Origin of the sequence: Nitrosopumilus sp. (assembly GCF_025699255.1) — an archaeon.
Taxonomy (GTDB): Archaea; Thermoproteota; Nitrososphaeria; order Nitrososphaerales; family Nitrosopumilaceae; genus Nitrosopumilus.
The window spans coordinates 23,619-49,666 of sequence record NZ_JAILWA010000008.1 but is presented as its reverse complement, the minus strand read 5'-3'; the positions used below and the strand labels follow the sequence as shown (position 1 = coordinate 49,666).

At 31.8% G+C, this 26,048-nt stretch carries 37 protein-coding genes; 18 read left to right on the top strand and 19 right to left on the bottom strand.

Going from position 1 to position 26,048, the window contains the following annotated elements; all coding sequences use genetic code 11:
- Positions 1-267: 267 nt before the first annotated feature.
- From K5781_RS07910 to K5781_RS07900, 3 genes are all read right to left on the bottom strand, one after another.
- Complete coding sequence (locus K5781_RS07910; protein WP_297442524.1) at positions 268-921, bottom strand: EMC3/TMCO1 family protein; 654 nt, start codon at positions 919-921, stop codon at positions 268-270.
- Positions 922-943: 22 nt separating this feature from the next.
- Positions 944-1,105 carry a DUF1059 domain-containing protein gene (locus K5781_RS07905; RefSeq protein WP_297442521.1) on the bottom strand — a complete coding sequence of 54 codons (162 nt, stop codon included), beginning with the start codon at positions 1,103-1,105 and terminating at the stop codon, positions 944-946.
- A 430-nt stretch (positions 1,106-1,535) separates the two neighbouring features.
- Entirely contained in the window at positions 1,536-1,670 is a 135-nt protein-coding gene (locus K5781_RS07900) for a hypothetical protein (protein WP_297442518.1), read from the bottom strand.
- A 211-nt stretch (positions 1,671-1,881) separates the two neighbouring features.
- On the opposite strand from K5781_RS07900, the gene K5781_RS07895 reads away from it, so the two are divergent.
- Positions 1,882-2,217 carry a hypothetical protein gene (locus tag K5781_RS07895; RefSeq protein WP_297442581.1) on the top strand — a complete coding sequence of 112 codons (336 nt, stop codon included), beginning with the start codon at positions 1,882-1,884 and terminating at the stop codon, positions 2,215-2,217.
- Between the two features lie 4 nt (positions 2,218-2,221).
- Here K5781_RS07895 and K5781_RS07890 read toward each other — a convergent pair whose 3' ends face one another.
- Positions 2,222-2,530 (bottom strand): winged helix-turn-helix domain-containing protein, encoded by a 309-nt coding sequence (locus K5781_RS07890; protein ID WP_297442515.1) that lies wholly within the window; start codon positions 2,528-2,530, stop codon positions 2,222-2,224.
- 97 nt (positions 2,531-2,627) lie between these two features.
- Between K5781_RS07890 and K5781_RS07885 the strand changes: the two genes are divergently transcribed.
- The 4 genes from K5781_RS07885 to K5781_RS07870 all read left to right on the top strand — a co-directional run bounded on the left by K5781_RS07885 (position 2,628) and on the right by K5781_RS07870 (position 5,666).
- The gene (locus K5781_RS07885; protein ID WP_297442512.1) at positions 2,628-2,792 is read left to right on the top strand and encodes a hypothetical protein; all 165 of its coding nucleotides are present in this window, start codon (positions 2,628-2,630) and stop codon (positions 2,790-2,792) included.
- 360 nt (positions 2,793-3,152) lie between these two features.
- Entirely contained in the window at positions 3,153-4,361 is a 1,209-nt protein-coding gene (locus K5781_RS07880) for a glycosyltransferase family 39 protein (protein WP_297442509.1), read from the top strand.
- A 118-nt stretch (positions 4,362-4,479) separates the two neighbouring features.
- Positions 4,480-5,379, top strand: a complete 900-nt coding sequence (locus K5781_RS07875) for a response regulator (RefSeq protein WP_297442506.1) — start codon at positions 4,480-4,482, stop codon at positions 5,377-5,379.
- A 113-nt stretch (positions 5,380-5,492) separates the two neighbouring features.
- Positions 5,493-5,666 carry a hypothetical protein gene (locus K5781_RS07870; RefSeq protein WP_297442503.1) on the top strand — a complete coding sequence of 58 codons (174 nt, stop codon included), beginning with the start codon at positions 5,493-5,495 and terminating at the stop codon, positions 5,664-5,666.
- On the opposite strand, the gene K5781_RS07865 is transcribed toward K5781_RS07870, so the two are convergent.
- Entirely contained in the window at positions 5,653-6,150 is a 498-nt protein-coding gene (locus K5781_RS07865; protein WP_297442500.1) for a tetratricopeptide repeat protein, read from the bottom strand. The genes K5781_RS07870 and K5781_RS07865 overlap by 14 nt on opposite strands.
- Before the next feature lie 71 nt (positions 6,151-6,221).
- Positions 6,222-6,449 carry a tetratricopeptide repeat protein gene (locus K5781_RS07860; protein ID WP_297442497.1) on the bottom strand — a complete coding sequence of 76 codons (228 nt, stop codon included), beginning with the start codon at positions 6,447-6,449 and terminating at the stop codon, positions 6,222-6,224.
- Positions 6,450-6,572: 123 nt separating this feature from the next.
- Between K5781_RS07860 and K5781_RS07855 the strand changes: the two genes are divergently transcribed.
- Positions 6,573-7,016 (top strand): Lrp/AsnC family transcriptional regulator, encoded by a 444-nt coding sequence (locus tag K5781_RS07855; RefSeq protein ID WP_297442494.1) that lies wholly within the window; start codon positions 6,573-6,575, stop codon positions 7,014-7,016.
- 8 nt (positions 7,017-7,024) lie between these two features.
- On the top strand, positions 7,025-7,579 hold the full coding sequence (locus tag K5781_RS07850; RefSeq protein WP_297442491.1) for a DnaJ domain-containing protein: 555 nt from the start codon (positions 7,025-7,027) through the stop codon (positions 7,577-7,579).
- On the opposite strand, the gene K5781_RS07845 is transcribed toward K5781_RS07850, so the two are convergent.
- Entirely contained in the window at positions 7,576-7,980 is a 405-nt protein-coding gene (locus tag K5781_RS07845) for a hypothetical protein (protein WP_297442488.1), read from the bottom strand. The two genes, K5781_RS07850 and K5781_RS07845, sit on opposite strands and share 4 nt — an antisense overlap.
- A 109-nt stretch (positions 7,981-8,089) precedes the next feature.
- Between K5781_RS07845 and K5781_RS07840 the strand changes: the two genes are divergently transcribed.
- The 4 genes from K5781_RS07840 (at position 8,090) to K5781_RS07825 (ending at position 11,697) form a co-directional block, all read left to right on the top strand.
- On the top strand, positions 8,090-9,406 hold the full coding sequence (locus K5781_RS07840) for an HD domain-containing protein (RefSeq protein WP_297442485.1): 1,317 nt from the start codon (positions 8,090-8,092) through the stop codon (positions 9,404-9,406).
- A 9-nt stretch (positions 9,407-9,415) separates the two neighbouring features.
- A complete protein-coding gene (locus K5781_RS07835) occupies positions 9,416-10,867 on the top strand; it encodes an FAD-binding oxidoreductase (RefSeq protein ID WP_297442482.1) in 1,452 nt (483 codons plus the stop codon).
- A 70-nt stretch (positions 10,868-10,937) separates the two neighbouring features.
- Positions 10,938-11,363 carry a hypothetical protein gene (locus K5781_RS07830; protein WP_297442480.1) on the top strand — a complete coding sequence of 142 codons (426 nt, stop codon included), beginning with the start codon at positions 10,938-10,940 and terminating at the stop codon, positions 11,361-11,363.
- 190 nt (positions 11,364-11,553) lie between these two features.
- On the top strand, positions 11,554-11,697 hold the full coding sequence (locus K5781_RS07825; protein WP_014964934.1) for a DUF5679 domain-containing protein: 144 nt from the start codon (positions 11,554-11,556) through the stop codon (positions 11,695-11,697).
- 18 nt (positions 11,698-11,715) lie between these two features.
- Here the strand turns inward: K5781_RS07825 and K5781_RS07820 are convergent, their stop codons facing one another.
- The 4 genes from K5781_RS07820 to K5781_RS07805 all read right to left on the bottom strand — a co-directional run bounded on the left by K5781_RS07820 (position 11,716) and on the right by K5781_RS07805 (position 14,428).
- On the bottom strand, positions 11,716-11,967 hold the full coding sequence (locus tag K5781_RS07820) for a hypothetical protein (protein WP_366848126.1): 252 nt from the start codon (positions 11,965-11,967) through the stop codon (positions 11,716-11,718).
- A gap of 57 nt (positions 11,968-12,024) precedes the next feature.
- A complete protein-coding gene (locus tag K5781_RS07815; RefSeq protein WP_297442470.1) occupies positions 12,025-12,399 on the bottom strand; it encodes a hypothetical protein in 375 nt (124 codons plus the stop codon).
- A gap of 105 nt (positions 12,400-12,504) precedes the next feature.
- Complete coding sequence (locus K5781_RS07810) at positions 12,505-13,755, bottom strand: hypothetical protein (protein ID WP_297442468.1); 1,251 nt, start codon at positions 13,753-13,755, stop codon at positions 12,505-12,507.
- Positions 13,756-13,804: 49 nt separating this feature from the next.
- Positions 13,805-14,428: a superoxide dismutase gene (locus K5781_RS07805; protein ID WP_297442465.1), complete on the bottom strand. Its 624-nt coding sequence runs from the start codon at positions 14,426-14,428 to the stop codon at positions 13,805-13,807.
- Positions 14,429-14,520: 92 nt separating this feature from the next.
- Here K5781_RS07805 and K5781_RS07800 point away from each other — a divergent pair, with 92 nt between their 5' ends.
- Positions 14,521-15,135 carry a hypothetical protein gene (locus tag K5781_RS07800; protein WP_297442462.1) on the top strand — a complete coding sequence of 205 codons (615 nt, stop codon included), beginning with the start codon at positions 14,521-14,523 and terminating at the stop codon, positions 15,133-15,135.
- On the opposite strand, the gene K5781_RS07795 is transcribed toward K5781_RS07800, so the two are convergent.
- Positions 15,136-16,860, bottom strand: coding sequence for a DEAD/DEAH box helicase (locus K5781_RS07795; protein ID WP_297442459.1), 1,725 nt, complete (start codon positions 16,858-16,860; stop codon positions 15,136-15,138).
- A 247-nt stretch (positions 16,861-17,107) separates the two neighbouring features.
- Between K5781_RS07795 and K5781_RS07790 the strand changes: the two genes are divergently transcribed.
- Positions 17,108-17,788 (top strand): PAC2 family protein, encoded by a 681-nt coding sequence (locus K5781_RS07790; protein ID WP_297442578.1) that lies wholly within the window; start codon positions 17,108-17,110, stop codon positions 17,786-17,788.
- A gap of 188 nt (positions 17,789-17,976) precedes the next feature.
- Here the strand turns inward: K5781_RS07790 and K5781_RS07785 are convergent, their stop codons facing one another.
- Positions 17,977-18,636 carry a hypothetical protein gene (locus K5781_RS07785; protein WP_297442456.1) on the bottom strand — a complete coding sequence of 220 codons (660 nt, stop codon included), beginning with the start codon at positions 18,634-18,636 and terminating at the stop codon, positions 17,977-17,979.
- A gap of 201 nt (positions 18,637-18,837) precedes the next feature.
- On the opposite strand from K5781_RS07785, the gene K5781_RS07780 reads away from it, so the two are divergent.
- Genes K5781_RS07780 through K5781_RS07770 form a run of 3 tightly spaced genes read left to right on the top strand, consistent with a single transcriptional unit; the run spans position 18,838 to position 20,301 of the window.
- Entirely contained in the window at positions 18,838-19,698 is an 861-nt protein-coding gene (locus tag K5781_RS07780; protein ID WP_297442453.1) for a carboxypeptidase regulatory-like domain-containing protein, read from the top strand.
- A gap of 50 nt (positions 19,699-19,748) precedes the next feature.
- A complete protein-coding gene (locus K5781_RS07775; protein ID WP_297442451.1) occupies positions 19,749-19,916 on the top strand; it encodes a hypothetical protein in 168 nt (55 codons plus the stop codon).
- 49 nt (positions 19,917-19,965) lie between these two features.
- Positions 19,966-20,301, top strand: coding sequence for an ArsC/Spx/MgsR family protein (locus K5781_RS07770; protein WP_297442448.1), 336 nt, complete (start codon positions 19,966-19,968; stop codon positions 20,299-20,301).
- Position 20,302: 1 nt separating this feature from the next.
- On the opposite strand, the gene K5781_RS07765 is transcribed toward K5781_RS07770, so the two are convergent.
- Both K5781_RS07765 and K5781_RS07760 read right to left on the bottom strand, forming a co-directional pair.
- Complete coding sequence (locus K5781_RS07765) at positions 20,303-20,548, bottom strand: hypothetical protein (RefSeq protein ID WP_297442445.1); 246 nt, start codon at positions 20,546-20,548, stop codon at positions 20,303-20,305.
- A gap of 220 nt (positions 20,549-20,768) precedes the next feature.
- On the bottom strand, positions 20,769-21,086 hold the full coding sequence (locus K5781_RS07760) for a CxxC-x17-CxxC domain-containing protein (protein ID WP_297442442.1): 318 nt from the start codon (positions 21,084-21,086) through the stop codon (positions 20,769-20,771).
- Positions 21,087-21,180: 94 nt separating this feature from the next.
- Here K5781_RS07760 and K5781_RS07755 point away from each other — a divergent pair, with 94 nt between their 5' ends.
- Both K5781_RS07755 and K5781_RS07750 read left to right on the top strand, forming a co-directional pair.
- Positions 21,181-22,230, top strand: a complete 1,050-nt coding sequence (locus tag K5781_RS07755) for an ABC transporter permease (protein ID WP_297442439.1) — start codon at positions 21,181-21,183, stop codon at positions 22,228-22,230.
- A complete protein-coding gene (locus tag K5781_RS07750; protein ID WP_297442435.1) occupies positions 22,227-23,594 on the top strand; it encodes an ABC transporter permease in 1,368 nt (455 codons plus the stop codon). The genes K5781_RS07755 and K5781_RS07750 overlap by 4 nt, the downstream gene beginning before the upstream one ends.
- Here the strand turns inward: K5781_RS07750 and K5781_RS07745 are convergent, their stop codons facing one another.
- The 4 genes from K5781_RS07745 to K5781_RS07730 all read right to left on the bottom strand — a co-directional run bounded on the left by K5781_RS07745 (position 23,595) and on the right by K5781_RS07730 (position 26,044).
- Positions 23,595-23,906: a hypothetical protein gene (locus K5781_RS07745; RefSeq protein WP_297442432.1), complete on the bottom strand. Its 312-nt coding sequence runs from the start codon at positions 23,904-23,906 to the stop codon at positions 23,595-23,597.
- Positions 23,907-23,916: 10 nt separating this feature from the next.
- On the bottom strand, positions 23,917-24,258 hold the full coding sequence (locus K5781_RS07740; RefSeq protein WP_297442429.1) for a hypothetical protein: 342 nt from the start codon (positions 24,256-24,258) through the stop codon (positions 23,917-23,919).
- A gap of 75 nt (positions 24,259-24,333) precedes the next feature.
- Complete coding sequence (locus K5781_RS07735; RefSeq protein WP_297442426.1) at positions 24,334-24,732, bottom strand: Mov34/MPN/PAD-1 family protein; 399 nt, start codon at positions 24,730-24,732, stop codon at positions 24,334-24,336.
- Between the two features lie 31 nt (positions 24,733-24,763).
- Positions 24,764-26,044, bottom strand: a complete 1,281-nt coding sequence (locus K5781_RS07730) for an exonuclease SbcC (protein WP_297442423.1) — start codon at positions 26,042-26,044, stop codon at positions 24,764-24,766.
- Positions 26,045-26,048 lie beyond the last annotated feature (4 nt).

The window sequence follows — 26,048 nt, the reverse complement described above, 5'->3', positions numbered from 1 at the left end:
AATTCATTTTGGGACTATTTTATAGAAAAATAATTTGTTTAATGTTAAAATGTAGAATTTAGAAGCCAGTGATAAAAAGGCAGTATGTATGGAAAAAGGATGAATTGAAATCTAGGCCGCAGTAAAAAGAATGTCAATTCTAAACTTCATCAAGGCTAACAAAATTCTACATCATTAACCAAATGTAATTTAATTATTTATGATTCGCTTAACATTGTTAATGATTCTCCAAATATTTTGAATTTAAAAATTGCAAGGTTTTCAAAATTAACTCAAATTCATAGACGTTTTTGTAATTTTCATAATTATTCCACTAAACGAAATAGATGAAAGGAAATACCAGGCCCACAGATATAGTGCATTTTCTTCAGTACAAACATGGTCTACATCTGCTGCTTGTTCAGCAGTGCATGTTAATTGGAACATATCTCCAGGAATTACATTTAGTGGAATTGGAGATAGTGCAACAGTGTAAGAGAACAATTGTGGCAAGACAAGATAAAATATCAAAATTAGCGGAACAAAGGTAATCATCATTGGTCTCATGTTCATCTGCATCATCTCCATTGACATTTTGTTCATGTATGATGATTTTTTTCCTAGTTCTGCAACCTTTGCTTGGTCTTTTGCTCTCATTGCAGCCATTCTTTCTTTTTGCCAAGCACGTGTTTCTTTCATGATTCGTTTTAGCTTTACTTGATCAACCATCTTTTTTCTTACTAAGGAATTGAAAACATTTAGAATAATTCCAAATCCTGTTACGCCAAAAAGAGATAAAATTACTCCTTTAACTATAGGATCATCACTGCCTAAGGCTTGTCTACCTTGGTTCATAAACGAAAAAATTCCCCCATCACCACCTTGAAGAAAAATATCCTCAAAGAAAAATAAAATGAAATTATAATCTAAGAGATCAATCATACAATACACATTTTCCATTGAATTATGATTTTCTGAGAATAAATTGCATCAAGGATTCTTTGGAATAATCTATTCCATGTTCTTCATCCGTATGCTGTCCAAATTTTTCAAGCACCATATCAATTTCACCTTCAACCACAAAATCACATTCAAATCCATAATCATTACACTTGAGTTTAGCCATTACAATTTTTCCGAATTTGCAAGTAATATACTTCAATTAACAATGTTAATTCTCAAAAATACTCCATAACAAAGAATAATGCAGAAGCGTTAGGAAAATACCGAAATGTCTTGGGTGTAAATGAAACCAAAGTTTGGATTCACAGTCATGTATTTCCACTCTGGAGTGAGTTGCCTCTGCATTAGATCTAATGAGAATTATTGATATTTAGAATATGCTTAACAATGTTAATGTGTTAATTTTTTTCGAGATCGTTTATGTCTGGATTTTGTTCTAAGACGAACACCGCAACAAGGACATCCAATTTCAGAGGTTTGGACAAAAACAGAACACATGGAACATAATTTATGGCCAGATTTGTAACGCATGCCAGTAGGGATAGCATCAGCTTGTAACATTTTACACACACCCTTACAACAAAAAGTCATAATTATGAAAATCTGCTCCTGCCAATCTGAAATTTTTCTAAGCGCCACCAATCATCGTTTTTTTTCATAGCCAAATTTTCTTCATCTTGATTGTCATCATCTAAATTTTCTTTATCGTGGGAATCTTGTTTTTTCATAATAATAATTGAAGTAAATTTGTAATAAAACTGAATTAACATTGTTAAGTATTTGCTATATATCACAAGAAACCAATTCCACCAGTGATTCATCAGAGAAATTTTAATATTTCATCCATTAGAATCTCATTTAAAGATATGAAACAAAAGGAAGTGTCTAAAAAAGAGGAAACAAAATTTGTCTGATAGTAATAATAACATAATAAGTTCAATGGATCTATTTATAGAAAAAATACAACATCTCAAAGGATTGATGTTAGGTGTTTCGTTTTCAGCGCTTTTATTAGCACCACTTGCAATAGGGATTTCAGCATATTTAATCACACATCCAAAATTCCTTCACTTAATAGAGAATGAAGGAGAATTTGCAATATTGTTGACAATTCTTCTAACAGTAGTATTAGTTACATCAGGGATTTGGTTAGTTGCAGGCATACAACAATTTCGTTCTTTAAATTCATGGAATAAAAGATATGGTAATTATTTAAAGAAAAGAGAAGATTTAGACAAAGACATTACATCAAAATATCATTTAGAAGACGAATAGAAATTCAAAATTTGGAGTTTGAATGTCCGCCTCTTGGAAATAAATTTTCAAAAGGTTCTAAAATTTCATTACAAAAAGCCATGCCCTTAGAAGTAACTTTGAATATTGTTATTGTTCTCTTTCCTTCAACAGTTTCAATTCTTTGAATCATTTCATTTTGTTCCAAGTTATCTAAAATGGTTTTATGTTTTGTAATATTTAATCCACAAAAACTAAACAAAGATGTTTGGTTAAGCTGTCCGTATTCAGACAGAGTTAAAATAATATCTTTAATAATATAAATTCGATCTCTATATTTTTTAGAATTTGTCATCAATATTGTTTGAAATGTTACTACTTTAACTATTAGGAAAATGAGATGGTGAACAATGTTAAGCAATGTCTTATAATGAAAGTACGATTTCTTGAATATGGAATCTAATTTTTCATTTGGAAAAATAGGAATAAAAAATATTTTCAAAAAAGATGTAACATTTACAAAAAAATGTAAAATATGTGGATTAAAATTTTCAGATCCAGAAAGAACAAAAAAACATATGATTAAAGCTCATTCAAAACCTACACGTGAAAAATGAGCAATTAAAATGAAAACAGGAATAAAATTACTAATTATAGGAGCTATTGCAGTTCTTGCACAGATTTTTGGAGGATTGTTATTTTAGAATAATATTCTTTAAAAAAAGTGTAAATTAAGAAATTTTCCTTCAGAATTTAGGACATCAAAAATTTATTCACATCCATCAAGTAGACAATAACATAAAATCAAGGTTTAAAGATTCTTAGATCAAGAGAGAAGATCTAAGATGTTCCTACAAAAATATGTTAATAAAATAACTATTACACACATCATTTTAATCTCAATAATATTCCATGCTTTTGTAATAGCACAACCTCAATTCTTACAAATTTGGGATGAATCTATTTTTCTTGAAATTATGAGGGATTTTTTAAAAGGGGAAGACCATGTCCCGTATCAGCTTCCAGGAATCAATTTTTTTCAAGGTACCACGACTACAATTTTTGGAGATAATTGGTTTTCATGGAGAGTACCGTCAGTAATTTTTGGAATGTTATCTTTGTTGGTTTTTTATAAAATTTTTTGTGAATACACATCAGAAAGAAATGCCCTTTTAGCTGCCACAATATTGTCATTTGACACAATATTTTTTGTACATTCAAGTTTGTTTTTGCGAGATGTGCCTTTGATGTTTTTTGGAATATTATCATTTTATTTTTATATCAAAAAAAAATATTATTTTGCCGCGATATCTTTAGGATTTGCTTTCTTGATAAAAGAAACTGCTATTTTCTTTTTCTTTTTAATTATGATAAATCATCTAGTTATTAATCGAAAGTGGGATCTAAAATTACATGACATAAAAAAAGTTTTAATTTTTTTAAGCATAACATCAATATCATTTCTAATCCCATTATGGGGTTATGATATCATATACCAACCAATCATCTATGAGCCAATGATTGTCACTCAAGAACTCCCAGATGGAAGAGAAGGAGCAATATCTTATCCAAAAATAAAAGTAATGGAATCAAGAGGATACATTAAACAGATACCAGTAGATGTCGTCACTAATCCTATTGAACATTTAGGAGTTTTTCTCAGTAAAGGATATCTAAGTTCAGAAGCCTATAAAACTAAAAATTGGGATACAGTATCTACAAACTTTCCCCATAATTGGGTTTTGCCAATACCGCTTCCTCAAAATGCCAATGGTTTAGGAGTAATAAATGAAAAAACATTTGATGATACGTATAATGGGATTCTTCATATTGGAAAAATATTAAGAGTGGAATGGAGAGGAGATCCCAACCAAGCATTGTGGATTGTGGGTTTTTGGTCTACAGTAGGATTAATCACACATGGAATAATTAAGAAGCAAGAAAAAACAACGTTGTTACTAATTTCTGGAATTATTTCCATGTATGTTCCATATTTGTTACTACAATTTACCGGAAGAGTAATGTTTCCATACTATTTCATCCTTACAATACCCTTTATTTCATTAGGAATTGTACTTACAATGGATAAAATCAAACATAACAAATTAAGAATAATTACAAAAATCATTTTTCTCATAATTGTAATAGGATGGTTTGTAGTGTTTTTCCCACTTAAGTTATTTTAATTTAGAAATTAACTAATACCTACACAATCAAATTCAGTATTTCCCAAAAATGGGTTTTTTGGATATGGTTAACCAAAGAAAATAAAAATGAAAAAAAAGATGTAAATCATAAGATAAATTGAAAAGGCCAGTTTTACTCATAGATGATTCTGAAAACATTTTAACAAGAATGAAAGAATTTTTAGAAAAATTAGGGCAAAAAGAAATACATTTAGAAAAATGCATAGAAAATGGAATTAAGAAATTTCAAGAATTATCTAAAGAAGGAATTCACCCAATAGCATTCATAGATTATGACATTCAAGATGGTTCTGGAATTTCACTTCTAAGCAGATTGTTAGAGTTAGATCCAGATGGGGAAATTATCATAATGACTGCATTGGAAAAAAATTCAGAAATCATTTCAAAATTAATTAATGAAGGAGCATATGAAATACTTTCAAAACCGATAAGATTAGAGGCTTTAAAAAATATTTTTTCAATAATAGAATTAGAAAATAGTGAAGAACCAAAATATGCAGACATTTCGGAATTATTAAAAACAACAAACAGATTAAGTGAGGCATGGTTATCAGACAAACTTTCAGTTAACAACGAAGAACTAAACAAAAACATTGAAAGATGGATTTCTGATGGAAAAATAAAACAAATTGAAGACATTAAAGAAGTATTTTGTCCTAGTTGTAATTCTATTAAAACAGGCCACATATTCCATTGTCCTCAGTGCAAGAGATCAGATTTTAATCAAATTGATCTAATAGAACACTATTCTTGTGGAAATATTGCAGAAGAAAGAGAATTTAGAAATGACAAATGTCCTAGCTGTAATAAAGAATTAAAGGCTCTAGGAATAGATTATAGAAGAATTAAAAATCATTATGTGTGCAATTCATGTGAAAATAAATTTAGTGAAATTGGTTGTGATTTTCTTTGTTTAAACTGCAACAAACAATTTACAGAGGAAGAAGCAGTATGGAAATCAAGTCGAGGGTTCCTGGGAATTTCCAAATATGCCTAAGATTCAATTAATAGAATCAAGAAACCATCTTTTTCTTTAGTCTTTTTTTGTTGTTTCACCCGTATTTTAGATGCAATCTCAAGAAATAAGTAACCAGAAATATGACAACGAATATGGTACTGCCATTAGTGGACGAACATAAACCAAAATGTTACTTGTGCCACGAAGGTTTTGAAAACATTGAGGAATTAAGAAAACATCAAAATTCAGCACACATGGACTTTTTTGAAGAACATGAAAAACAAACAAACAGAGAGCCAGCACCTGGCGATGTCACTGTGTTTTAGATTTTTTCTCTTGAATAGATTTTAGCAATTCTTGAGCAATATCTTTTGAAATACTTGCCAAATCATAATGTTTGTCAATAGATAACGCTTTCTTGAAATGCTTTATAGCATCTTCCAAGTGTCCCATTTCACCTAAAGACAGGCCCTTGTATGCAAGTGCCATTGCACATTTTTTATCAACTTTCAAAGCAATATCATAACAATCAATTGCATCAAGATATTTTTCTTCAGAATGCAGGGCAGCCCCCTTATTCAGTAATGCATCCAAGTTTTTAGGAGATATTTGGAGAGCTTTATCAAATGAGCGAATTGCAAGTTTAATTTTGCCCATGTTTTGTAATGTTACGCCCTTATCAACTAGAATATTAGCATTTTTTGGTTCTTCTTTTAAAGCCAAATCATATAATTTTAGTGCATCTGAATAGTTTTCATCTTCAACACATTCAAAAGCTTGAACTAACATCTTCTCTACTTTACTACTCACTGTATTTCATAATATTTTGTTAATAATATAGATTGACTTGAAGTAAAGCATATTTCAAAAAAGGATGAATTTCAAGAGGCATATTTGTCACGAGGTTCAATTTCCAAAGATTTGTTAAAACAATCCATAGATTCTTCATATCTGCCCAAACTTCGAAGGGCTATTCCTTTATTATTCCATAAATCAGGATCGTTTTGGTTTAGTAAAAGTGCCTGTTCAAAATAGCCAAGAGCTTCATCAAACTTTCCATCATCCATTAATGATTGTCCTTTTTGGACAAGATTCTCAATTTCGCCCATACTAGAAACATAATGTCATTTGTATTAAATTTGAAATAGAGAACAAAGGGATATGCTTAGTAAACCAAACAAATTTTAACAAATTTTATCAAATTTTAAATATATTTTTCGCGGTGAAACAGTATGAATATGGATGAAACAGATGAAAAGATTCTCAAAAATCTACTTGTAGATGCAAGACAATCAGCAAGGCAATTAGCACTCAAACTAGGGATGTCCACAGTTACAGTGTTATCTAGAATTAAAAAATTAGAAAAAGAGAAAATAATCAAAGGATATACAGCAATAATTGATCATGAAAAAATAGGCTACTCATTAACAGCAATAATTGAAATCATGGCCAAGAATGACAAAGTTGTAGACATTGAAGAAAAGATTTCTAAATTTGAGAATGTTTGTGGGGTTTATGACATTACAGGTTCTACAGACACAATAATTGTTGCAAAATTCAAAGAAAGAAATGAATTAAGCAAATTTGTTAAAGGGCTAGCATCCATTCCCAATGTGGAAAATACAATCACTCATGTGGTTCTAAATACAGAAAAAGAAGACTTTAGATTATCATAGGAAATAAAATGAAGAAAATTAGTATTTTTGTAATTTTGGTATTTATTTTTGGGACAACACAAATAGCTTATGCTCAAAATAATAATTTAGACATGGAATTAGAAGTAAGCGATGAAGAGAAAATTCTTCTCTTTTCAGGTTTTGCCATTGCTGTAATTGGTCTCTTTTTATTTCTTGCAAGAGATATAATTTTACGACGAAAAACATCATATGATAAAGAAGAGCTTGAATCAAAAAAAGACAAAACATTTGAAAAATATCATTCAGATTGGGGAGACGATTATGAAGAATTGGGTCAAAGGAGAAACACAAAAGAAGACAAAGAATTCAGAGATGCTTTAAACAACGATGAACTTCCAAATTATTATGAAATTATAGGTGTCAAAAAAGATGCAACTCCAGAAGAAATTAAAAATAAATTCAGAGAACTTGCTAAAAAAACCCACCCAGATAAAACAAAAGAAGATTCTGAAAAGGAGATGGCCGAACTTAACAAGGCATATGAAATATTATCAGATAAAGAACGCCGAGACAAGTATGATAAATATCTCAGAGTAGATTAGACAGAGTTTATTTTTACAATAATCAAGCTAAGTTCAATTGCAGAAGGAGTTTGAACACTATTTGTAAGATTTGTAGAAAGTTCAAGAGGCAATGAATTGCCATCCACTTCAATACTAGTAGAGATTTTGATCTCACCAAATTCGGTGTTGGGTCCAAGCATTTTTTTGGTCAACAATGGAACAATTGAAAGGTCTTTTACAACACATTTCATTTTGTATGCAAATTTGTCTGAAAAATAGACTCCACCACGTGTGGTGGGTTCATTGACAGGAATGGGTGAATTAGTAATACTAGCCTCAGATACATCATAGAGATTATCATTAACATAAAGTGTAAATTTTGGAGAATGTTTTTCATAATAATTCATCAATTTTTCTAATAATTCTTTATTAAATGACATTCAAAAATAGCAAAACCCGAAATCTATTGAATCTTTCTGAGCCACATTAATCACAGGATATCAAAAGTAGGAGATCATCTTTAAAAACAGTAATAGAGATCGTTTGTTATTGCAGCAATTTGCAAATACACATTCAATGAGAAATGAAATTCTTAGTTTAATGGTAGAAAAGGGATTAGAAGATGACTGCTATGTAGAAATGTTAGATTACACTATCGATTTATTTGAAAGTCAAGGACTAGGAACTGAATATTACGGATATCACAATATCAATCATGAATTAGAAGTTACATATATTTCACTTTTGGCAATAAATCAAGACAAAATACAATTTACAGAAGAGGACATAAAATACCTGTACGTTGCAGCATTGTTTCATGATTTTGATCCACAAAAAAGTGTAGATAAACCTCATGAAGAAAGTGTGTTAAAATTTATTTCAATGGATAAAAAACTTCGCCAGCTAATCAATCAAGCAAATATTGATTTAGAAATAATCAAAGTTTTGATTTTAAGAACAACCTATCCATGGAGTGGAAAATTAAAAAGCAATGCAGAAGTTCAGATTAAGCAATCATTCGATAGTTCAGATCTGACTAGAAATAACTTACCATATCAAGAACACATAATGGAAATGGGATGGTATCTGTCAGTAGTAGACAGAATAAGTGGTTATGCGTTAGGTGATTTTACAAAAGCTATGGAAATGGCAAAAATGAATGCCCATGCACTTGCATGGAGACCGTCACTAATTGTACGTAGTGCTGTAGCATATTTTGAAGAACTGCTCAATAAAGAAACAGACATGGCAAAAGGTATTCTAAAAATACTTCCAAAAGATATGAGGAAAAACTTCTTTGATACCGTTTTATCATTCATGAAAATAAGACAGCAAGAAATTACAATTCAAGCAAATTATTCTTATGAAAATCTAAAATTAATTCCCACAATAGAATCAAGGACAACAAGATCAGATCCAAATTTTATAAAAACACTATATGAAATATTTTTAGAATTACCATCTCCACTTCAATTTGAAAAAGAGAATTTTGAAAAATCAGTCAAGGATCCACAAGTTATCATCAACACATTAAGATTAAATGATAAAAATGGAGAAATTGTGGGATTTTCAAAAGGAGGACCACTAGAGAACTACAAATTGCGTGAAGAAATTCGAGACGAAAACTATGGAGAAAGCAATACAATATTCCTAGAGCCTTTAGCACTAAAAATGGGATATTGGGGATTAAAGGGAGGTAGTGAAATGAGACACATGTTCATCATGCAAGCTCATTCAATGAAGTACAAGTATTTGACAAGTTTTGCATTGAGAGATGTCATCAGAGCAAGAATAGATAAGGAAGAAGCAGAATTTGTCACGTTGTTTGATCCCGAAAGGTGGGATTACTACAGAATCAGATTATAGAAACAACACATGATAAAATCAACTATTAAAAAATTAGAATCAGAAATCACAGGAGATGTATTGTATGACAAAGAATTCAGAGAGTTTTATTCAGTAGATGCAAGTTCGTACAAAATAGTTCCAAAAATAATAGTCATTCCAAAAAACGAGAGAGACATCATCAATACAATAAAAATTGCTAAAAACGAGAGGATCAGTATAACAGTTCGTGGGGCCGGTACAGGATTAGTTGGAAGTGCACTAAATTCAGGAATTATTTTAGACATGAAGAATTTTTCTTCAATTAGGCTCAAAAAAGAACATGTTGAAGTTGGGACCGGAGTGATTAAAGGAATACTAGATAAAAAACTACAAGAAGCAAAAAAATTCTTTCCACCTAATCCGTCAATAGGATCATTTTGTTCAATTGGAGGAATGCTTGGAAACAACTCAAGTGGAAGTAGAAGTTTGAAGTACGGAAGTGTAATCGACAATGTAAAAGAAATAACATTCATAGACGGTAATGGCAAAAAGATTACTCTTCCAAAAAACAATCAAGTTTCAAGCAAAATTTTAAAAACTATAAAAAATATCGATAGAGACAAATTTCCAAAAGTTTCAAAAAATTCATCAGGATATAGAACAGACAAAATAAAAACAAAAGAAGACACACATAAAATAATTATTGGTTCTGAAGGAACGTTAGGAATCATATTATCTGCAAAATTACAAATTAAAAAACTACCTAAAAAAATAATTTTATTTGTTATCGAATATGAATCAATTAAAGAAGCTGCAGAAAATTGTATAGAAATCAACAAAACAGATCCCTCTGCAATAGAATTTGTAGATAAGAACACATTTGATCACATTAACTATGAATTTGACAAAAAAAGCAAATGTTTGTTATTAGTAGAATATGATGAAAAAATTAAGTTAATAGAAAATAAATTCAAATTAATATCAACGGGTAAAATTGTTAAGAAACTACAAACAAAGAAAGAGATTGCAAAATGGTGGAAATATAGAGATTCATCTTTGCATTATAGTTTAAAATCAATTTCAAAAGAAAAAAGAATTCCCCACATAATTGAAGATGCAGCAGTTCCTTTAGAAAATATTCCAAAAGTATTTTCTATCATCAATAAAATCAATAAAAAATACAAAACAAAATCAATTATCTATGGACATGCAGGAAATGGTAATTTGCATGTGAGATTGATTTCAAATAGACAGAATTTGAAAATGATCAAAGAGATCGCAGAGGAATATTTTCAAGAAATCCTGAGAATAGGAGGCACAATTACTGCAGAACATGGGGATGGACTCGCACGCTCAGAATTTATCAAAAAACAATATGGTGCAAAAAATTATCAAATATTTAAAAAAATTAAGAAAAGTTTTGATCCAAATAATATTCTAAACCCTGGAAAAATCATTACCGATAGAAGCAGCATAATTGAGAATTTAGAGAAATTTTGAATCATTTGAAGGCAAAGTTAGAATTTGTAATGCAGAAAGGCTTTTGTAACTAAAAAATGTGCAAAAAATCGTGTTAGTTAAGGGCATAGAACTGTTAACATTACTAGTGATTACTGTAGGCATCATACCAGCTTTTGCATTAACAGAATTAGAAAGAACATCAATTATGGATCCAAGATTAGAAAATGCTTTTGGAATTCCAATCGTAGATAATGTAAATGTAAATCAACAAATTCAAATTTCATCAGACATAACAAATCATCAAACAAAATCACAGAATTTTGTATATCTTGTTCAAATAAAAAATGATGCAGGGATTGTTGTATCATTAGGATGGATAAGTGGTCAACTAACACCAAATCAAAATCTCAATCCGTCATTATCATGGACTCCAAATAATTCAGGAAAATACACTGCAGAGATTTTTGTTTGGGAAGGTTTGAAAAACCATAGTGCATTATCAGAGTATACAACAATGCAGATCAGTGTTAGTTAAAAGAATTAAAAAATTTGTAAAAAATTTCATTGATATTTAAAAAATAAGAATGATTTGTTCGTAAATCAACACAAAATTCCCGATACGAAAAAAATTGTTCTAAAACATGATTAATGGGATCGGAGATTTGTCTAATAGTTAAAAAAGTTTAACAAGTTCTCGGTAATATGACCTTGAGCCTAATAGGATTATGACAATAGGATATTGTGTTAAGTGTCGTGACAAACGAGAAATCGGCGGCCCTAAACCATACACCATGAAAAATGGTAAACCTGCAATCAAAGGCACATGCCCAACATGCAGTACTGCCATTTTCAGAATAGGCAGAGGATAAACCTCTTACAGAGAAAAGTCAGTACTGCCATTCATCAGTAAGGCCATTCCATAGCGAACGCATTGGGGATGGATCTTTTTCTATTTCTTCAGTAATCCTATTTTTCAATACAAAAAAGAAATTCTCTAATGCATCAATTCCACCATCTGCAAATAATTCATGACCAATTTCGGTAATTCGTTTGTGTTTTTCAGTTATCTCAACAGAATTAGGATTCTGAAGACAGAAAGTCATCAAATCAATCAATTCTTCTTCCAACATGAAATCCATTATAAATTATTGAAAACCTAACAGAATTTAGATATTTAGATTAAAAAGAAAAAGAGATTATTTCAGACGTCTATAGATCTCTTTGAATTCACACGACAAGTTGTATGACATATTTAACAAGTGTGCAAGTTGATTCATAGATGTTTTCTTGCGACCTAGTTGGCGTAACAATGTCAAAGCTTTTTGTGGAGAGCTTGATGACAAAGGACGCTGTCCGGACCACGTTTTAAAAGCATCTTCAACATCCAAACTGAAATTTAAAACAAATTCTTTCCAGTTAGGCATTGCCTTGAGAGCTTTTTCATTTAGAAGAACCTGAGATAATTCACGAAACTCATTCTTTCTATCAAGATATAACATATCCAGAGCTTGATGAATTTTTTCTTCACGGTATTCTTCAGTATTTAACATATACATTCCAGCAATACTCATGTAATATTATTCTCATAATCAAAGATAAGTTAGACAGTTAATTCTCAAAAAATATGTTAAAAAAAATCTTTAAAAATAAACAAATTTTCAGAAAGAAAAAAGATCTTATTGGAATGGGTCTATAAATGGACAGTTTACAACATGGTCACTATCCATTGGACGAGCAATTCCAATGGTGATCAAGCCAGCTTCTTTGTATGCATTTATGTCATCAATAGTTTCTAATAATTGGGCATCATCGGGATTATCCCAGCCAATCATAAAGATTCTCCACATTGGAGAATAGTTTGCATCGCCAGGAGCTCCGACTGCAATTCCAGGTTGGAATCCTAATGGACCAGTACCTGTCAAACCATTTTTGAATTGATACAAATCTACTGCGGCTGAATTTGCAATCAAGCTTGCAGAGGTTGGTGAACTTACAACACCCATCATGTCTGCAGGACCGCTAGGGGTAGCATCTGTTACAATATAATAGATTGTTCTACCATCTGGGCCCCATCCGCGATGAGTAATGAAAGTCACATTCATCTCTTCTGTATCGATATCAAGAACTTGACCTCCACCATAAGGAGTAACATCAGTTAAAGTTTTGTCTTCCTTAACCATCATTTGACCGTCAGGCCAAACAATTTGGGGCATATTCAAAACCACATCAACAGAAGTCAATGTGATTTCATTGTTCTCATCTGCTTTCATAATCATTACATCTGAATCAAGTATTCTCGGAGTTGCACCATCATTCCATGTTACATGCACATGTGAAGTTAATGCACTATACACATCAGCTTGTGCAGGAGTACTTGTAAAGACTTCTCCTTGGAATCCATGTACACCATTGCCTTTAATACCGTTTGTGAACATGTATGTCTTTGAGAGAGCCTCTTCAGGAGTGTTCTTTAGCAAAGGAGCAAGCTCAACTTGCCATCCTTGATTTTCAGTAATGATTTCTGCATGAGTTGGATCACTAGAATCAGTGATAATAAAATAAACATCTTCACCATCATAGTATCCCTGATGCATAGGAATTGTTGCTGGAACATTTGTTCTTGATAATCTAAGTACAGAACCCAAGTCAGCTTCAGTTTCTTCCATGGATTCTTTTTCCATGTGTTCTTCTTCAACTGGAGCTACAGGAATGGTACTAGTGCCTTGATCTGCCTCCCAACCGGCTCTACCGCCTGGATATTTAGAACACAAATCTAATCCACAGATGCCAGTACTAGAACCATATTGAGAAGTTCCAGTGCCCTTGCTTTTCAAAGCATCTACATCTGTAAAATAGTCAGTTCCCAAACCTGTTGTAAACAAGGGTAAAATTGCAAGGAGTGCAATGTATCTTAGACTCTTGTTCATAAGGGAAGAAATTGAGATTTTGTTTAAAAGAATTTGTCCAAATTAGATTTCAACCAATAAGTTCTGAAAATCTATTTCCAACATAATCCCAATTAACAACATTCCACCAAGCATCAACATAATCAGGTCTTTTATTTTGATATTTTAAATAATATGCATGTTCCCAGACATCCAATCCAAGCAAAGGGAATTTTTGAAGGGTCCATGGACTTGTCTGATTTTCAGTAGAAATGATTTCAATTTTATTATATGTAGAATTAAAAACCAACCAGCACCAACCACTGCCTTGAATAGCAATTGCTTTTTTTGAAAAAACTTTTTTGAAATTATCAAAACTATCAAAATAAACATCAATTTGATCTTCTAATTGCCCTCCAGGTTCCTTATCACTATCAGGAGTCATAGTTTCCCAAAAGAGTCGATGATTTTCATAACCACCACCAAAAAAGTTGATTGCACTTCTTCCAGATTCTGGAATTGCTTTCAGATCAGAGAGTACAGATGTAATATATTGTGGATGAGATGCACTTCCAACATCTGCAAGAGATTTGTTCAAACCATCAACATATGCTTGATGATGTTTCTGATGGTGAATTTTCATTGTTTCTGTATCGATAAAAGGTTCGAGTTCATTGTACCCATAGGGCAATCTAGGAAGTTCGTATAGAACCATAAAATCAATTCAGTATAATCCACATATAATCTTCAAGAGTAAAAATACAATTTTGTGCAAAGAATGATAAATCTTAAAGAAAAATCAACAGTATGAGAAAATTAGGGACAATTGACTTGGAAATTTTACATTTAGCAGTCAATGAAAAGGGTACATTTAATGAAAATAATCTAGAGAATTCCGAATTAAAGAGATTGGGGGTAGGTAAAATTTTAGATTCTCTTGCAACACTAAAAGACAGAAAAATGCTGTCGCTAAATAAAGACGGTTCATTTTCAATTACAGATTTAGCAAAAGAGATTCTCTGGAGTAAGAGCATTCCTACTTGGGCAAAGATACTACGATTATTACAAATTAAATCTTGTAGTTTAGATCAAATTGAAGATATTCTCAAAATTTCAAAAACAGAATTAGTAAATGAAATAGAAAAATTAAGAAAAAATCAATTTGTTTTAATGTCGCCTCAAAGAATAGATGAAAAAATAGTCAAAGTGTATGAAATCCTCCCTGAAGGTATTGTAGAGATAGACAAAACAGAGACCGAAGGATTTAAGAAAACAAAATTTGATCAAATAAAACCCGAAGTAGAGATTTTAAGCATCATAGATGAAATTATAAAAGAAATTCAAGACACGTCGATAGAACAGATAAAGAAAGAACACATTAACAAAAAATTACTAAAACTAAAAGAGCAACTAAAAATATAGTTATTTTGAGCGAACTTTGTCTTGTATTTGAGCCAAGATTAATTCTGCCTTGTCTTTATTTTCATAATTTTCCGCAGTTTCATCCATGATTTCATCTATCTCATAACTTTTATCAACTAAGACATTTGCCACGTGATCATCTAGCGTACCATTCCCTATTAGATAATATGCAAACACAGTATTTTTTTGGCCTATTCTATGTAATCTATCTTCAGCTTGTCGGTGAATTGCAGGACTCCAATCTAATTCTGCAAAAATTACATATTTTGCTCGAGTTAAATTGATACCAACGTTTCCAGCACGAATACCTGCAATCATTAATTTTGATTCACCTTTTTGGAATTTGTCTATCTGCTCTTGGCGAGTTGCATCAGACTGTCCTCCAATAATTGAAACAGGAGAAAATTCTTGAAGGCTTTCATGAAGCAGTTTATGGATTACCTTGTGGTGACAAAAGACGACAACACTTTCTTCAATTTCCATTATGTTTTTAACAAAATTGATAACGTGTGGAAGTTTGGCTATTCCTGCAATTTGACGTTCACTCTGAATCGCCCTATGATATGAAGCAGATTTGGAAAATTCAGATTCAGCGTCTTTTTGTTCTGCCTCAACTTTTTTCCAAATCTTGTCTAATTCTTCAAGATAGTAATCAGTATCAGCTGCAATGACTTCCTTGTATCGGACTTTGTCTTTTAGTTCTTTTAGTACATCAGCTTTCTTCCTTCGAAGCATCACATGTTTTTGTAATTCATTTCTAAGAGATGCACGTTTGTTTTCTAAAACAATTGCCTTACCTTTCTCATTAACATAACAAAAATACTCACAGAATTCTTTAAAGCTTCCAAGCAGACCAGGTTTAATGATATCAATAATAGGCCAAATCTCAGAACCGCGGTTGTAGATTGGAGTTCCAGAAAGTCCAATTCTGTACGATATAGATGAAAGTGCAGCCAATTTTTTTACTGCTTTGTATTTTTGAGTTGTCTTTGATCTCAAATTATGAACCTCATCACATACAATAGTTTTTAGACCCAATTTTGATAAATCACCTTGCCTTTTGAAAAGTAATTCATAATTAATTATGTAAATATCAGTTTTTGGTAATTCTTCAGATTTACCGGTACGAATAATGGTGACACTTGGAGATTCGGATTCAATTATTCTTCCATTCCTACTTTTCTTTTTTAGGAATTTTTCAATTTCTCTTTCCCAATTATTCAAAGTCACCAAAGGAGCAACTACAAGAATTGGAAAAGTTTGTTTTTCAGTTGCAGCATATGACAAAGTTTGAACAGTTTTCCCCAAACCCATTTCATCTGCAAGTAAAGCATTTCCAGAAGATTTTAACAAAAAATCCAATCCCTCTTTTTGGAAATTTAGGAGCTTACCACGAAACTGTTCACCTGTTTTTGCTCTTTTCAGCTTTAATTTTACAGGAGGTAAAGCAGGCTTGGGAGCATATGTCTTTACAATTTTTCTTTGCCAAACAGATTTTGAAAGAATTTCAAGAGGATATCTATCCATAATTAGTTTCAGTTGTTTTACAGTTTCAGTGCTATCAGGTATGATTATTTCATTTACATTTTCCCCATACCATGCCTCAGAGACTAGACGGGATATCATACTTACGGCACGATCACCTGTAACTTTCCAACTCCAAACTTTGGAATATTTGTCAAGGACATATTCTAATGTGCCAATATTTTCCATGGATGTTTCCATAATTTGTCGACAGAAAGTTTTTTTGACTTATGAATCTTCATATTTTAGACGATCATTAAAGAAAAATTCAAAAAGTTACAAGAGTTAAAATATGATAATGGTTTCTACTTTTGGGTAAAATTTTTAGTGCAGATGTTTAGGCTCAAAAAATATCAAATTCTCAATTGGTAAAAATTTGAATAATTAAATGAAAATCCACAATAAAATTTCAACATATGTTTAAAGTTGATGAGAATATAGAATGCCTGTGGAATTTATTCAAAAAGAAGAACCCGATATTAAAAAACCAATCATTATTGCTGCAATGCAAGACATGGGAAATGTAGGAAGTATTGTAGTTAATTTCATCAATGAATCACTTCGAACAAAACCATTCAGAATAGCAAAAACACCGTTTCCGACATATATTGTAGACAGAGGAGGACATATTGACGTACCAGATGAAAAATGGGAATATAGGTTTACAGAAGATCTAATTATTTTTGGTGGAGGAAAAGGGCAACCTCAAAGCAATAGTGAATTAAACGAATTGTGTCAAGATGTGATTGATGTTGCAAAAAAATACTCTGCAAAATTTCTTTACACAGTTGGAGGATTTCATACAAATAGAATTTTTGGAAACAAGCCAGAAGCATATATCACAACAACATCCAAAGAATTAACAAAACAAATGGAAGGACTAAATGTTGCAACCACGCCTCAAAAATCAATCATTACAGGGTTTAACGGATTAATTCTCGGATTTGCAAAGAAAAACAATATTCAGGGAATTGGAATGTATGGAGAACTAAATGAACCTGAAATCCCACAATACAGAGCAGCAATTAGCATCATTGAAACACTGGAAAAACTAACTTTTAGAAAACTAGGTAATACAGATCAATTAGAAATCATGGCTCAGGAAATAGAAAGAAAATTCAAAAATTAAATTTAATGAGTTTTCCCAACTTCATGAGCTTCAGTATTTTCATCATGGCAATCACAGCTACACAGATGAGTTTTATGATTATTCATACAATCAATACACTCAAAATGTTTTCTTGTTTCACAAGCTGCACAAATCATCTTACAATTCCTAGATAATGGGAGAATTTGAGTTTTTTCTCTGGCATATACCTAATATTCAACTTCACTTCGCTCCAATAGGTTTTCAGTTAAATCCACATATCCCTGAGGATCAAGTTCTTTAGCAAAGCCCTTGTCAATGTTTATCAAAAATATGGAATGAAGATGAGCATTAAGGATATCATCAAATTGTATTGGAGGGTTTTTGTAGTATCGATCACAAAGGTTTTTGATTTTTTCAACATCTTCTTTTTTTCTAGCATTTGGTGGAAGTAAGAAAATTTTTGAAATAGGTAAAATACCAACGACAGGAGTTGCCAATGAAAATTTTGAGCAATGTTGGCTATAGCGTGCAATTTTACTCATTATCCTTGCAGAAAAATAATCTATTGTATCCATTGCATGTTCTGGAGGAGTAAAGCCAGTTTCAATTTCAATGATAGTATTTCCTCCACCTTTTTTTGCAAAAATATCACATACCAAAATATCAGATACGTCTTTTTCTACAGATACAGCATACCCTCTAGAAATCAAAGTACTAGCACAAATTAATTCTAAAATAGAATGGTTGATTTTAACCAAGTTTTTTTTGTACATTTCAATCAGATGATCTTTAACAGAATCAAGTTTGGACATATCTTTAGCATGTAGATTTTTAGAAAGTTTTGCAGTCATTTCAAATACATCCCTTTCAAATTTTTTCAAATCCATAATTCAAGATAGGGTGATTTTAGTGGTTTAAGAATTAGTAGGGATTGAAAATTTCACTAGGATCAAAGCAAAAAGGAGTCAAATTACTCAATTAAAATTTAAAAATAGCGAATTTTAATTCATACTTTGTCTTAACTGTAAAAATCAAAACCATCCCATGTGTATAACAGAACATTAGTCGTAGGCTTATTCTCATTTTTGATGCTATTTTCTTTAATTCAGACTTCACAAGCAGAACTATGGGAATTTGTAATTGAGTTAAACGTAGAAAAGCCAGAAATCATTTCAGGAGACACAGTTGTGGTAACAGGCAGAGTAGTAGATCATGCATACAAAGCAACACGAGGGGTGGAGGTATTAGTCAGAACAGGTGCAGATACAACAAAGGCATTTACTGATCCGAATGGCATGTTCAGAGCAGAATTCAAAGATTTCCAAAGAGTACCAGGAACCTACACAGTTAATGTCATAGCATCATGGTATGGGATGACAGGGTTGGCAAGCACTGAATTTTTGGTAAAGGGAGACAGTACGCCAGTTTCAATATTACAACAACAATTATCCACCGAACAAGCAATAAAATATCTAAGTGCAAATGAAAGCGATTTTGAAAAAGATCCTATCGGTCAAACATTGTACAAATATTATCATGGATTACTAAATGATTTAATCGCTGAACAAAAAGAGGCAATGCAGCCTAATGAGGATCAAATATTTGTGGAACAGCAAAGAAGAATATCTGAAGCATTAAGAAAGCAGGCTATAGAAGACTATCAACCAGGCGGAGGAATGTTTGAAGGTTTCAAGTATGATAATTACATTCAAAGTTTGAATCCAGAGATTCAGGACATGGTAACTGATCAATTAAACTATACAAAAAATAATGTCATAAAGGCCCAAAAAGCAAGAGATGAAATTCTTGCAAATGGAGGAACGTATGAAGAAGCAAGACAAGCATATCTTGATTTGATTTCGATTCCAAAACATATGATTGAGCAATTCAATGAGGAATACCTAGAAGAAAGTAAAGTTCCAAATGGAAATCAAACTTCTGCAGAATAAAAGATAATTTCTACGCGGATCTTATATTCAAAATAAATCAATAATTATTGATGAAGATAGATATTCCATTATCATGTCCTTCATGTGGAGGAAAAATGTACTCAATCTCTTATGACTCATCATTTACAATCCTCAAAAAAAGAAGATGGCAGGCATGTAAGGAATGTAATTTTGAGAGAAATTCTGAAGAATTTAAAAAATCAATCTGCTGTGCATAAGAGCATTTTTCTAAAGGATTTTTAATTGAACACACCCAGAAAAAACAAGATGAAAGTCTATTACAAATCTTCCTGCATTACCTGTAAAAAGACAATATCAGAGATTGAACGTATGAATGCAGATATTGAAAAGAGAGATTTTTTCAAAGAACCATTTTCAGAAGCAGAATTGAAAAAAATTATCAAAATGTCAGGCAAGAAACCATCAAAACTATTGCGAAAAAGAGACAAAATGTACAAAGAGTTGAATTTAGAAAATGCAAAGAAAACAGATTCTCAAATTATCAAACTGATGGTAAAAAATCCAGGATTAATCCTTCGCCCCATCATAATTACAAAGAACAAGGCATTTGTGGGCAAAGTAGATGTTAAGAATATAAAGTAAATTAACCGGAATTTTCCTGTTTGAATATTCTGATTGCTTCCAAATGAGAACAGTTGGCCTTCAGACCTTTCCCATGATGAAATTTATAGAAATTTTTGAAACCAGGACACTCACAGGTATCAGAGGTAACAAAATAAGATTTTTCAGGATCAGAGGAGGATTTTATTTGAAACAGATCATCTTCAATTTTAACCACGCCACCACTTTCAACAAGTTTTTTTGCTTTTCGAAGAGTATTAGCACTCATGAATAATTATAAAAAATTCAAAGTTTTATCTGTTATTTTTCATATCTTCATAAAATGTTTAAATGATATGATCGTGTATAATATATCGACGAGAGACTTGCTTTTCTGCCTTAGTAAAGCCTAGAATTCGTTTCACTCTCGTCTACTTTTGGTGAAATAGGAAAAGTTGAATTTAAGAATATAAAATAAAGTAGTTTTGAAATTTACTCAAAACGATTTTCTAATTTCTGTGATTTTGGAAGCATTCTCTGCAATATACAGGTCTGTCTTCTTTTGGTTTGAATGGTACTTGGGTATCTGCCCCACAATCACCACATTTTGCGTCATGCATTTCTCGTGGTCTATCATCTCTTCTACCAAATCTACCTCCAGATCGTCCAAATCTTCCACCACCTTGTCTTGGGGCAGGTCTGTGATTTTGGAAGCATTCTCTGCAATATACAGGTCTGTCTTCTTTTGGTTGGAATGGTACTTGACATTCATTTCCACAATCACCGCATGTTGCGGTGTGCATTTCTCTTTCTCTATCAAAGGACATGTCTTTTCTAAAACTCAGTATTATTATGCAGTAATAAACTGTGGGAAAAACATCTATTGTTATAAAGTAATTCTCCACCTTGAGATTGTTGAGCATGCGACGATATATTGCCACAAGAGTGGTAACAATGTTTGGGGTTTTGATGATTACACTATTAATCACAATAGCCTTAGTAGGTTCCAACATGGACACAATTCTTACACAAGGAATCGTTTTTCAGGTAAGATCAGAAATTACAGAGAATCCAGCCATTGCTGAAAGCTTTTCAACAGTAGAAGAATTTGAAGAATTCATTCAAAGTCAGATTGAGCAAAGAATTAAGATTTTAGGACTAGATGAACCATGGTATTCGCCTCAGAGAATAGGAGTGACAATGTACAAAATTATGATGTTAGATTTTGGAAATGCCACATTCCTAACTAGTGACGAAGGTTCCTCAGATGTTAAAGATATTCTTTTTGAAAAGCTCCCTAGAACGGTTTTATTGTTTACTAGTGCAACAGTCATCATATCAATCATAGGAATATTTCTAGGAGCATTTTCAAGCAGTAAAGTTGGCTCCATTATAGATAGAATCACTTCAAGTTTTGCAATTATTAGTTCAAGTTTCCCTGTTTGGTGGATAGGAATGCTAATGATATTTTTATTTGCTTTTACTTATCAAATTTTTCCCGCAAGAGCAACACCAGACATTCCATCATCAGATCCAGCATACATTGGTTCATTGCTATATCATATGGCATTACCATTAATTACAATTGTAATGATTGGATTTGGTTCATGGGCATACCTTGTAAGAAATTTCATGGTTGGGATTATGCAAGAAGATTTCATCATTGCAAAAAAAACAATTGGAATAAAACAAAAGAAAATTATTTACACACATGCATTGAAAAATGCAGCACCTCCAATTGTCACAATTTTAGCACTTAGTTTATCAGGTTCTTTAGGAGGAGCAATAATTACAGAAGCAGTTTTTGATTGGCCAGGAATGGGAAGATTGTACTTTGAAGCAATCACAGTGATGGATCTACCAGTAATTATCGGTGCAACATATTTGCTTACCGTATTCTTCTTGATTAGCATATTTGTGGCAGATTTGCTATATGGATACTTTGATCCTCGAGTGAGAACTGGAAAATGAGCAACATAACCCCGAGAGAAATCAAAAAAGAATTTCTTAAGAGCAAAATGGGGATTGCAGGAATTACAATTCTATGTATGCTAATAGGAGTTTCAATAGTTGCGATGATTACTATTCCAATAGATACATTTCAAGAATGGAACAACCCAGGAAATTGGATTTCAAATCCAAAAGTAGCAATTCCAATTTGGATAAATATTTTCATGGTTGAAAAAATCCCAGAACATAAAATATTAGAAAGTCCAACCATACAAAATATTTCAAATGGAGAAATTAATCTCACATCTCATCAATTCGGAGTAAATTTTGATTATGATGATTTTCCAAATGATTTCATTTACGAGTTTTCAGCAGAATATTCAGATTCGCCATTACTGCAAATGTCAGTAATCAGACCAGACGGATTAAAGCTTGATTTAATGTCAACATCTTTGCCATATTCAGAACAAAGAACAACACATAGTGAAAGAATTTTTTCTACAGATGAATCAATAAAGAAAAATTTGTCATTACAATCTGAAAAATTTAACTTTGAATTTAAGAGATTCTCATCTGAAGACATTATTTTTTCCAAGATAGAATCAAAAGAAACTCTAAAAGGAAATTACATTTTTTCAATTAACTTGTATGGAGTAAATACAGATAACCAAATTCAAAAATCAAAATTGATTGTGGGAGGTAAAGCATTTGGGATCATGGGAACAGATGAATTAAGAAGAGATTTGGCAATAGGGTTATTGTGGGGAACACCGCTTGCATTATTTATTGGATTAGTAGTATCCATTGCATCAGTAATCATAGGATTACTTTACGGAGTATATGCAGGATACAAGGGCAAAAAAACAGACGAAGCCATGATGAGATTAAATGATATCATCTATGCCTTGCCAGCATTGCCATTTCTCATCATTTTATCAGTCACGATAAGTAACAGTATCTTTGTCATGGTAGGATTTTTGATGATTTTCGGTTGGGTAGGGATAGCCAAGGTTTCACGAAGTATGTCATTACAAATCAAAACTCGAGGCTATGTAGACGCTGCAAATATGATGGGACAAAAAGACTCTAAAATAATACTCAAACATATTGTTCCACAATTATTACCATATGCATTTGCAAGTATTGCAATATCAGTTCCAGCTGCAATTACTACAGAAGCAGGTCTCAGTTTCCTAGGACTTGGAGACCCATCATTTCCTACATGGGGACAAATCTTACATGACGCAAATACTTTTGGAGCTGCTGCCAGAGGCATGTGGTGGTGGATTATGCCACCAGGAGTAATGATTGCGATCACAGGATTAGCTTTTGTGTTTATTGGAAATGCCCTTGATGCAATTGTCAATCCAAAATTGAAAAGATAATCACATAGAATAACTGCGAATTACATTCAAAGCAGCATCATTTAGTTTAATAGTATATGTTAATGAGTTAGGGTCTTCTTTAGTTTCAGCTAAAGTCTCAGTGAATTTTACTTTTTCATCCTCAGTTGCCCCTGCCTCATGTGCACAAAGATTAAACGCCTTTAGATTTAGGTTGTTTTTTAACAAATAGTCAATAAATTTTTTATAATCTTCAGGATTTTTCCAATCAATATTTTTTTCGAGACATGCGGCTATCCACACATCAACGGAATTGTGAAAAATTACTTTTTTACGGATTTCATCTAGTGACATATCTTTTCAACTAGAAATCTGCTCTTTGCATCTTAGAGCCACATCTAGGACAACTTCCACCTTTGTGTTTGTTGTTACAAACAAGACAAACATATCTTACTCCGCCTGAATTTCCTTGCTGTCCCATACCAAAGAATCCACCCCCACCAGATCCAGAATCACTACCATAACTTCCCATTTTGCTCATTGCTCGTCTTCGCATTATCATAGGAAGTAAAATGAATATTGCCATTACCAATCCTATACTAAAGTACCAAGGGACACCTAGATAGCCCAATCCAATTTGTAAACCAATACTAAACACCAATGAAGCACCTAAGAAAATATAATATCGTTTAAGCTGAGGATTCAATTCATTAAAAGTATCTTTAAAACGGATATAAAGTTTCTTCAGTTTTTGTTTATTTGGTCAGCATATTTTTAAAAATTACTCAATTTCAAGCGGGATTGAATTTCCACTACTATCCCAAGCAAAAATAGAATTATCATCATATGGAGATTTTACAATCATAGACACCAATCCAAAGAAATTATGTAAATCAGTTACAGAAGGTTCTGCAGATCCGCTAGGATGAGAATGTACAATGCCAACATAACTCATGTCAAAAGGTAAGAAAGAATGAGGAAATCCAGCAAAAGTGGGACCAGTTTCACTAAAAGGAGGAATTACCAAACCATCAATCTTGATTTCACCATTTTTTGATTTCCCTTTTAAAATCAAAATTCCTTCATTAGGATGCTTCATTTGACAAAAGGATAAAATGCTGTCAAGAACGTCTTGTTTTAGTAAAACTTTACGTTCAAATTTTTTCTTTTTGAATAACACAGAATTTCTCAGATTTGGAACTAATTTAATTTTAAGATACCAATATAGTGTAACGAGTACTAGAGAATTTTCTCAATTTCTGTTCAATTTCAGATACTAATTCTGGAATTTTCGAATCAACATCATCAATCTCACCTTGAAATGTTTTAGATTTTTGATTAGATTCTTCTAAATCAGTAGTATTTTTGACAAGATCGTTTTCCAAAATTCTCAATTCTTTAGATAGTAAAGCATCAAGTTCATTTTTCAGTTCTTTAAATTTTTTGTGGAATTCTGCAACTTGGTTTGTGAAACTGTCAAGAAGTTCTTCAGTTTCAGTTATCTGAGCAGACATCTTATCAATATCTTTTACTGAAATTGAACCAGACAATACACCCTTACGAACATTTTCTAGGATTATTATGATAGAATCTTTATTTTTGTCAGTCAATACATCAAAAGGTTCAGAAGTTAATTGAGACAAGATATTTTTTTGTTCTTTATCTAATGATGATGCATATTCATAACGGCTAAGAGGGCGGGAGATTTTTGTGAATTGGGTATTAATTTGATTTTTGATTTTTGACTTTTGGTTACCAAATTCATCTAAAACCTTTTTCAAATTCAAATATTTTTGATAGTTTTCAGAAGATTTTATCTCGTCAATATCGCTTTGCAGTGATGCTATTTTTTTATCTAATGAAGAATTATGCTCAGATATTTCAGATATTTTTTTTGATTTTTCTTTACGCAATTCACTTAATTTGTGGATTTTGTTTATACTATCCAATATTTCTTCTGAAAGAGATTTTGTGGAATTATAATTTTTTAACAAATTTTGGATTTCAGAATGGTTGGCATTCATCACCTCAAGATTTTCTTTTAATTGAGCAGCGTATTTTTTGGCAAAAATATGGATAACTCGGGTTTGACGCCCCAAAACATCACCAACTTTCTTGAGAATTGAATTTAACAATAAATTTAATTTTTCAGCATCATCAAATGAAGAAATTTTTGGTAATGAAACAACATCTTTTTTGATTACATTGATGACTTGTTTTTTACCTCGGACTACAATGATTGCAAGATGCTTATCAATATCATCGATTTTAAGGTCATCTTTTTCAAGAACATTACCTATTTTCATTAGATCGTTAATTAGAGGTTCAGTGTTATTTCTTAAACTATTGATTTCAGCCAAATTTTGAGTTTTACGAAGTTTGCTAAGATCAGCAATAATTTTTGGAACATCTTCTAAAGAAATTTCTTTATTTTGTGGAATTTCCTCTAAAGGTTTTTCTTCTTGTTTCTTTTTTCCCCATCCAAAGACCATTTGA

What these genes read in the sequence shown, in the direction of transcription:
- K5781_RS07780 (WP_297442453.1), top strand. Translation starts at nt 18,838, where the DNA reads ATGCTATTTTCTTTAATTCAGACTTCACAAGCAGAACTATGGGAATTT.
- K5781_RS07905 (WP_297442521.1), bottom strand. Translation starts at nt 1,105, where the DNA reads ATGGCTAAACTCAAGTGTAATGATTATGGATTTGAATGTGATTTTGTG.
- K5781_RS07770 (WP_297442448.1), top strand. Translation starts at nt 19,966, where the DNA reads ATGAAAGTCTATTACAAATCTTCCTGCATTACCTGTAAAAAGACAATA.
- K5781_RS07785 (WP_297442456.1), bottom strand. Translation starts at nt 18,636, where the DNA reads ATGGATTTGAAAAAATTTGAAAGGGATGTATTTGAAATGACTGCAAAA.
- K5781_RS07900 (WP_297442518.1), bottom strand. Translation starts at nt 1,670, where the DNA reads ATGAAAAAACAAGATTCCCACGATAAAGAAAATTTAGATGATGACAAT.
- K5781_RS07760 (WP_297442442.1), bottom strand. Translation starts at nt 21,086, where the DNA reads ATGTCCTTTGATAGAGAAAGAGAAATGCACACCGCAACATGCGGTGAT.
- K5781_RS07870 (WP_297442503.1), top strand. Translation starts at nt 5,493, where the DNA reads ATGGTACTGCCATTAGTGGACGAACATAAACCAAAATGTTACTTGTGC.
- K5781_RS07850 (WP_297442491.1), top strand. Translation starts at nt 7,025, where the DNA reads ATGAAGAAAATTAGTATTTTTGTAATTTTGGTATTTATTTTTGGGACA.
- K5781_RS07835 (WP_297442482.1), top strand. Translation starts at nt 9,416, where the DNA reads ATGATAAAATCAACTATTAAAAAATTAGAATCAGAAATCACAGGAGAT.
- K5781_RS07755 (WP_297442439.1), top strand. Translation starts at nt 21,181, where the DNA reads ATGCGACGATATATTGCCACAAGAGTGGTAACAATGTTTGGGGTTTTG.
- K5781_RS07855 (WP_297442494.1), top strand. Translation starts at nt 6,573, where the DNA reads ATGAATATGGATGAAACAGATGAAAAGATTCTCAAAAATCTACTTGTA.
- K5781_RS07815 (WP_297442470.1), bottom strand. Translation starts at nt 12,399, where the DNA reads ATGAGTATTGCTGGAATGTATATGTTAAATACTGAAGAATACCGTGAA.
- K5781_RS07820 (WP_366848126.1), bottom strand. Translation starts at nt 11,967, where the DNA reads ATGGATTTCATGTTGGAAGAAGAATTGATTGATTTGATGACTTTCTGT.
- K5781_RS07910 (WP_297442524.1), bottom strand. Translation starts at nt 921, where the DNA reads ATGATTGATCTCTTAGATTATAATTTCATTTTATTTTTCTTTGAGGAT.
- K5781_RS07880 (WP_297442509.1), top strand. Translation starts at nt 3,153, where the DNA reads ATGAGGGATTTTTTAAAAGGGGAAGACCATGTCCCGTATCAGCTTCCA.
- K5781_RS07860 (WP_297442497.1), bottom strand. Translation starts at nt 6,449, where the DNA reads ATGGGCGAAATTGAGAATCTTGTCCAAAAAGGACAATCATTAATGGAT.
- K5781_RS07805 (WP_297442465.1), bottom strand. Translation starts at nt 14,428, where the DNA reads ATGGTTCTATACGAACTTCCTAGATTGCCCTATGGGTACAATGAACTC.
- K5781_RS07895 (WP_297442581.1), top strand. Translation starts at nt 1,882, where the DNA reads ATGGATCTATTTATAGAAAAAATACAACATCTCAAAGGATTGATGTTA.
- K5781_RS07810 (WP_297442468.1), bottom strand. Translation starts at nt 13,755, where the DNA reads ATGAACAAGAGTCTAAGATACATTGCACTCCTTGCAATTTTACCCTTG.
- K5781_RS07885 (WP_297442512.1), top strand. Translation starts at nt 2,628, where the DNA reads ATGGAATCTAATTTTTCATTTGGAAAAATAGGAATAAAAAATATTTTC.
- K5781_RS07745 (WP_297442432.1), bottom strand. Translation starts at nt 23,906, where the DNA reads ATGTCACTAGATGAAATCCGTAAAAAAGTAATTTTTCACAATTCCGTT.
- K5781_RS07765 (WP_297442445.1), bottom strand. Translation starts at nt 20,548, where the DNA reads ATGAGTGCTAATACTCTTCGAAAAGCAAAAAAACTTGTTGAAAGTGGT.
- K5781_RS07750 (WP_297442435.1), top strand. Translation starts at nt 22,227, where the DNA reads ATGAGCAACATAACCCCGAGAGAAATCAAAAAAGAATTTCTTAAGAGC.
- K5781_RS07800 (WP_297442462.1), top strand. Translation starts at nt 14,521, where the DNA reads ATGAGAAAATTAGGGACAATTGACTTGGAAATTTTACATTTAGCAGTC.
- K5781_RS07890 (WP_297442515.1), bottom strand. Translation starts at nt 2,530, where the DNA reads ATGACAAATTCTAAAAAATATAGAGATCGAATTTATATTATTAAAGAT.
- K5781_RS07795 (WP_297442459.1), bottom strand. Translation starts at nt 16,860, where the DNA reads ATGGAAACATCCATGGAAAATATTGGCACATTAGAATATGTCCTTGAC.
- K5781_RS07845 (WP_297442488.1), bottom strand. Translation starts at nt 7,980, where the DNA reads ATGTCATTTAATAAAGAATTATTAGAAAAATTGATGAATTATTATGAA.
- K5781_RS07775 (WP_297442451.1), top strand. Translation starts at nt 19,749, where the DNA reads ATGAAGATAGATATTCCATTATCATGTCCTTCATGTGGAGGAAAAATG.
- K5781_RS07825 (WP_014964934.1), top strand. Translation starts at nt 11,554, where the DNA reads ATGACAATAGGATATTGTGTTAAGTGTCGTGACAAACGAGAAATCGGC.
- K5781_RS07730 (WP_297442423.1), bottom strand. Translation starts at nt 26,044, where the DNA reads ATGGTCTTTGGATGGGGAAAAAAGAAACAAGAAGAAAAACCTTTAGAG.